Below are 5,739 nucleotides of genomic sequence, written 5' to 3'. Positions count from 1 at the left end.
ATCTACGAGCATCTCGCCAAGGTCGCGCCCGATGCGCCCCGGATGATGCCGGTCGGTCGGCTCGACCTCAATACCGAGGGGCTGCTGCTGATGACCAATGACGGCGAATTGAAGCGCCAGATGGAGCTGCCCGCGACAGGGGTCGAGCGCACCTATCGCGCGCGCGCGTTCGGCGAGGTCAGCCAGGCGCAGCTCGAGGACCTGATCCACGGCATCACCATCGAGGGCGTGCGCTACGGCAAGATCGACGCCAATCTGGAGCGCCGCACCGGACGCAACGGCTGGATCGAGATGACGCTGACCGAGGGCAAGAATCGCGAAGTCCGCCGCGTGCTCGAACATCTCGGCCTCAAGGTCTCGCGCCTCATCCGCACGCGTTATGGCCCGTTCCTGCTCGAAGGGCTCGAAGTCGGCGCGATCGACGAGGTGCGCCGCCACGATGTGGTTGCGTTCAGAAAGACGCTGAAATGAGGGGTGTTCGATCCATCCCCTCTCCCCTCCGAGGGAGAGGGTTGCGCAGACTTGGCGAGCGTAGCGAGCCTAGTCGGAGCTGGGAGAGGGGGCTGATGCCGCCCTCCCCCACCGGGGAGAAGGCCTGATCATGCTGCGCATCATCTCGGGCGAATGGCGAGGACGCAAGCTCAAGGCCCCGCCGGGCGACACCACCCGTCCCACCGCCGACCGCACCCGCGAGACGCTGTTCTCGATGCTCACCAGCCGCCTGGGCTCGTTCGAGGAACTGAGCGTGCTCGACCTGTTTGCGGGCTCCGGCGCGCTGGGGCTCGAAGCCCTGTCGCGCGGAGCGGCGCGGTGCGTGTTCGTCGAGCAGGACCGGCCTGCGATCGACGTGCTCAAGGGCAATATCCGCCTGCTCGGGGCCGATGCGCGCTGCGAGGTGCGGCCGAGTTCCGCGCTGTCGCTCGGCCCGGCGATCAGGCCGTTCGACCTTGTGCTGCTCGACCCGCCTTATGGCACCGGCGCGGGCGCAGTAGCGCTCGACAAGCTCGGCCGCCTGGGCTGGTTCGCGCCGTCAAGCTGGATCAGCGTGGAAACCTCGGCCAGGGAAAGCCTCGATGTCGCCGGGTTCGAGATCGACGCCGAACGCGTCGTCGGCAAGGCCAAGCTCACGCTGTTGCGGCCCGCGGCGGCTGTGATAGACTGAGGCGATGGTCAAATATTCCCCGATCGAGTCCGAATTCGCCTCGTCCGAAGAGGAAGAGGCCTATGACGCGTGGTTCCGCGCCAAGGTCGAACGCGCGCTGCAATCGACCGCACCCCGTGTTCCCCATGAGGAGGTGATGGCAAGCGCTGACAAAATCATTGCCAAGGCGCGACAGCGTGCAGCTGATCTGGACGGCTGAAGCCAGAGCCGATCATGATGATATCATCGGCTATATTGCCGAACGCAACCCTGACGCCGCCGAGCGGTTAAAGGCAGAATTCGATCGGTACGCCAGACAGTTGCTCGATTTCCCCCTGATGCATCGTCCCGGCCGGGTGAAAGGCACGAGAGAGGTCATAGTTCATCCGAATTATCTGCTGATTTACGAAGTTGAGCGGGATGCGATCGTGATCACTGCAGTTCTCCACGCCCGTCAGCAATATCCCTGAACGCTAACCTGCCGCCCGCCCCCGTTGCGCCCATAAACCGGCAAGGCTGACCAGCCCCGCTGCCGCCAGATACAGGCCGACAGCGTCCGCGCCGCCCATGTCCGCCAGTGCCTGCGCGGCGATCGGGGCGACTGCGCCGCCGATGATGCCGCCGCCGTTGAACGCCACCGACGCGCCGGTATAGCGCACGCGCGCGGGGAATTGCTGCGGCAGCCAAGCGCCCAGAGGGCCATAGACGAAGCCCATCACCAGCAGCGCGACCGACAAGGCGATCCAGGCGAGCCAGAGCGAACCCGAACCCAGCAGCGGCCCGAACATCAGGCCGACGCCGACGGTCGCCGCGCAGCCGATCATCAGCACGCGGCCGCTGCTCGTCGCGTCCGATCGATAGCCCGAAATGACGATGCCCAGCGCCAGGAACAGGATCGCACCCAGCTGGACGATCAGGAAGCTCGTCCGGTCATGACCCAGCGCGGTAGTGGCATAGCCGAGCGCGAAGGCGGTCGAGAGATAGAAGATCGCAAAGCACGCAACGACCGCGAACGTGCCCGCCAGCGTCGCGCGCAGATGGTGGCGCAGCAGTTCCGCCACCGGCACCGGTGCCGGGCGCTCCGCCTCGAGCACGCGCGCGAAATCCGGTGTCTCGCTGATCTTGAGCCGCACCCATAGGCCGAGCCCGACCAGGATGCCGCTGGCAAGGAACGGCACACGCCAGCCCCAACTGACGAACTGTTCTTCGGTCAGATTGAGCCCCAGCAGCAGGAACAGGCCATTGGCGGCGATGAAGCCCACCGGCGCGCCGAGCTGCGGGGCCATGCCGAAGCGCGCCGACCAGCCCGGGGGTGCGTTCTCCACCGCCAGCAGCGCCGCGCCGCCCCATTCGCCGCCAAGGCCGAAGCCCTGGCCGAAACGCAGGATGCACAGCAGCAGCGGCGCGACCCAGCCGACCATCTGCCAGGTCGGCAGGAAGGCGATCAGCAGCGTCGATCCGCCCATCAGCAGCAGCGAGGCGACCAGCGTCGACTTGCGCCCGATCCGGTCGCCGAAATGCCCGAAGGCGATCGCGCCGACGGGCCGCGCGAAAAAGGCGAGGCCAAAGCTCATATAGCTCAGCATCAGCTGAGCAGAGGCGCTTTCGGAGGGGAAGAACAGCGGTCCGAACACCAGCGCGGCGGCGGTGGCATAGATATAGAAATCGTAGAATTCGACCGCCGTGCCGACCAGCGAAGCGGTCAGCACCCGCGCATGCGTACGATATGGATGCGTCATTCGGCCCTCCCCGGCGCGCGACCGTTAACGTCGAGGCCCGGCTTGGCAAGCAAAAGCGCGCATCTGCATCGCCTGGCGAACAGCCAAAAGGGGCCGCGGTTGCCCGCGACCCCTTTATGGAAGAGAAGGAAGTGTGAAGGGTAGTTCAGGAGTAATCAGGCGGCGATTACCTCGCCATCGGCCTCCGGATCGCGCAGCACATAGCCGCGGCCCCAGACGGTCTCGATATAATTCTCGCCCCCGCAGGCCAGCGCCAGCTTCTTGCGCAGCTTGCAGATGAAGACGTCGATGATCTTGAGTTCGGGTTCGTCCATGCCGCCATAGAGGTGGTTCAGGAACATTTCCTTGGTCAGCGTGGTGCCCTTGCGCAGCGAAAGCAACTCGAGCATCGCATATTCCTTGCCGGTCAGATGGACGCGGGCACCATCGACCTCGACGGTCTTGGCATCGAGGTTGACCGCCAGCTTGCCGGTGCGGATGACGCTTTGCGAATGGCCCTTGGAGCGGCGGACCACGGCGTGGATACGGGCGATCAGCTCTTCGCGATGGAACGGCTTGGTGACATAATCGTCGGCGCCGAAACCGAACGAACGCACCTTGCTGTCCATTTCCGAAATGCCGGACAGGATGAGCACCGGCGTCTGCACCTTGGCGACGCGCAGCTTCTTCAGCACGTCATAGCCGTGCATGTCGGGCAGGTTCAGGTCCAGCAGGATGATGTCGTAATCATAGAGCTTGCCGAGGTCGAGGCCTTCCTCACCCAGGTCGGTGGTATAGACATTGAAACCCTCGGTCGTGAGCATCAGCTCGATTGCCTTGGCCGTGGTCGGCTCATCTTCGATCAAAAGCACCCGCATGTGCAGCCCCTTTTCGCCCGTGCCATCGGCACCGTTCAGTCATCTGGACCCAAGAACGGATCGACGAGGAAAACATTAACCATATTTTTTTGGGGGCAAAAGGTTAATTTTGAATTAACCGGCCTGACTCCACGAGTCGCCGAAGCCTGCAAGGGCGCGAAGGGGCTCAAAAGACTCCCATTTCCGGCACTTAGACGGTCCTTTTCGGTTCGTCGCTTTTGACCGAGTAGCGCCAATTGGTTTCCAATTGGTAACGGAGATGAAACGCGAATTTACTCCCCTTGCAAACCTTTACGCAGCCAGGCGATCAGAGCCTCGACCCGCGCTGGGCGGTGCGGCGAGGGCGGCGTGACGATGCTGAGCGTCAGCGGTTCGAACCGCCATTCGGGCAGCAGGTGCACCAGCCGCCCGTCAGAAAGACCGTCCATGCAAAAGAAATCGGGCAAGGCGGCGATGCACTGACCGTCGAAAACGGCGGGCATCGCGGCATCGGCATTGTTGACGATCAGCGCAGGCTGCGAACGGGCGAGCACGCGCGTCCCGTCGGGTCCCGTCAGCGGCCAGAGTCCCGGCTGCGGACTGTTGGCATAATGAACCGCCTTGTGCGCCTCCAGCTCTGCGGGATGGTGCGGCGTGCCGTGGCGCGCGCAATAGCCGGGGGCGGCAATCAGGTAGAGACTGACGGTGCGCAGCCGGATCGCGCGCAGGCTGCTGTCGGGCAGCACCGCGATGCGCAGCGCCATGTCGAAACCCTGATCGACCAGATCGACCCGCGCGTCGGACAGGTGCATGTCGATCAATATGCCGGGGTGCAGTGCCATGAACTGCGCGATCAGCGGCGCGACAGCGCTGAGGCCGAAGCTCATCGGCACCGCGATGCGCACGGTTCCGCTCAGGAGCACCGCCTCGTCGCGCGCCGCCTCGACCGCCGCCTCGCCGTCCATGCGGATGCGCCGCGCATGATCGACCAGCGAACGCCCTGCCGCCGACAGCGATAGCCGCCGCGAGGTGCGGTGAAACAGCACGGTGCCGAGTTCCGCCTCCAGCCGCGAGACCGCCTTGGACACCTTGGCCTTGGACAGGCTGAGCGCATCGGCTGCTCCGGTGAAGCTGCCGGTATCGGCAACCGCTGCGAAAACCGCCCAGGCCTCGAAATCGGGAAGTCGCATCTCCGGAAACAATCCTTTTCCAAACTGGCTATTTTGGAAACGATAGCTCAGGACTATCTGTAGCTCAAGCCAAGGCGTCGGCATCGGTCCGATGCCAGCAAGGAGCAAGTGACATGATCGAGAAACGCGATTTTTCCACCCTGGGTCACGCCAATCACGGTTGGCTCAATGCCCGCCACCATTTCTCGTTCGGCGGCTATCACGATCCGGCCCGCATGGGTTGGGGTAGCTTGCGCGTCTGGAACGACGACGAGATCGCCCCCCGGAGCGGCTTCCCCACCCATCCGCACCGCGACATGGAGATCATCACCTATGTCCGCACCGGCGCGATCACCCATCGCGACAGCCTGGGCAACGAAGGCCGCACCGAAGCGGGCGACGTCCAGGTGATGAGCGCGGGAACCGGCGTGGCGCATAGCGAGTTCAACCTGGAGGATGAGGAAACCCGGCTGTTCCAGATCTGGATCATCCCCGATGAAGCGGGCGGTGCTCCGCGCTGGGATGCCAAGCAATTCCCCAAGGGTGAGCGTTCGGGCAAGCTGGAAGTTCTGGCCAGCGGCCGTGACGAGGACATCCTGGCGGGCGCGCTGATGATCCGGGCCGATGCAAGGCTGTCCGGGGCGACACTCGCCAAGGGCGACAGCATCACCCACCGGATCGACCCGGCTTATGCCGCCTATCTGGTGGTGTCGGCAGGCAGCGTGAGCGTTAATGGCGTCGAGATCGGCGAACGCGATGCTGCCGCGATCACCCGCGAACCCGAGATCACGATCACGGCGCTGGAAGACGCCGAATTCCTGATCGCGGAGACCCGCACCCACTGATCCCTCCCC

General features: G+C 64.4%; 8 protein-coding genes. 5 read left to right on the top strand and 3 right to left on the bottom strand.

All coding sequences use genetic code 11. The features are described from left to right. The 4 genes from AX735_RS10540 to AX735_RS10525 all read left to right on the top strand — a co-directional run. Positions 1-471, top strand: a 471-nt coding sequence (locus AX735_RS10540; RefSeq protein ID WP_156447465.1) for a pseudouridine synthase, incomplete at its 5' end; no start/stop codon positions are given. A gap of 133 nt (positions 472-604) precedes the next feature. Beyond that, positions 605-1,162 carry a 16S rRNA (guanine(966)-N(2))-methyltransferase RsmD gene (rsmD, locus tag AX735_RS10535; protein ID WP_066279516.1) on the top strand — a complete coding sequence of 186 codons (558 nt, stop codon included), beginning with the start codon at positions 605-607 and terminating at the stop codon, positions 1,160-1,162. Between the two features lie 4 nt (positions 1,163-1,166). Then, positions 1,167-1,361 carry a type II toxin-antitoxin system RelB family antitoxin gene (gene relB / locus AX735_RS10530; RefSeq protein WP_023839692.1) on the top strand — a complete coding sequence of 65 codons (195 nt, stop codon included), beginning with the start codon at positions 1,167-1,169 and terminating at the stop codon, positions 1,359-1,361. Next, positions 1,339-1,611 (top strand): type II toxin-antitoxin system RelE/ParE family toxin, encoded by a 273-nt coding sequence (locus tag AX735_RS10525; protein ID WP_066279509.1) that lies wholly within the window; start codon positions 1,339-1,341, stop codon positions 1,609-1,611. Before relB ends, AX735_RS10525 begins: the two co-directional genes overlap by 23 nt. Positions 1,612-1,614: 3 nt before the next feature. Here AX735_RS10525 and AX735_RS10520 read toward each other — a convergent pair whose 3' ends face one another. The 3 genes from AX735_RS10520 to AX735_RS10510 all read right to left on the bottom strand — a co-directional run bounded on the left by AX735_RS10520 (position 1,615) and on the right by AX735_RS10510 (position 4,906). Continuing rightward, entirely contained in the window at positions 1,615-2,880 is a 1,266-nt protein-coding gene (locus AX735_RS10520) for an MFS transporter (protein ID WP_066279502.1), read from the bottom strand. Between the two features lie 155 nt (positions 2,881-3,035). Beyond that, positions 3,036-3,737 (bottom strand): response regulator transcription factor CtrA, encoded by a 702-nt coding sequence (ctrA, locus tag AX735_RS10515; RefSeq protein WP_023839689.1) that lies wholly within the window; start codon positions 3,735-3,737, stop codon positions 3,036-3,038. A 272-nt stretch (positions 3,738-4,009) separates the two neighbouring features. After that, the gene (locus AX735_RS10510; RefSeq protein ID WP_066279495.1) at positions 4,010-4,906 is read right to left on the bottom strand and encodes a LysR family transcriptional regulator; all 897 of its coding nucleotides are present in this window, start codon (positions 4,904-4,906) and stop codon (positions 4,010-4,012) included. Positions 4,907-5,019: 113 nt separating this feature from the next. On the opposite strand from AX735_RS10510, the gene AX735_RS10505 reads away from it, so the two are divergent. Beyond that, positions 5,020-5,730 (top strand): pirin family protein, encoded by a 711-nt coding sequence (locus AX735_RS10505; RefSeq protein ID WP_066279492.1) that lies wholly within the window; start codon positions 5,020-5,022, stop codon positions 5,728-5,730. Positions 5,731-5,739: the final 9 nt, after the last annotated feature.

Origin of the sequence: Blastomonas sp. CCH1-A6, from assembly GCF_001556365.1 — a bacterium.
Classification (GTDB): Bacteria; Pseudomonadota; Alphaproteobacteria; order Sphingomonadales; family Sphingomonadaceae; genus Blastomonas; species Blastomonas ursincola.
This window is presented reverse-complemented; position numbering and strand designations above follow the sequence as displayed.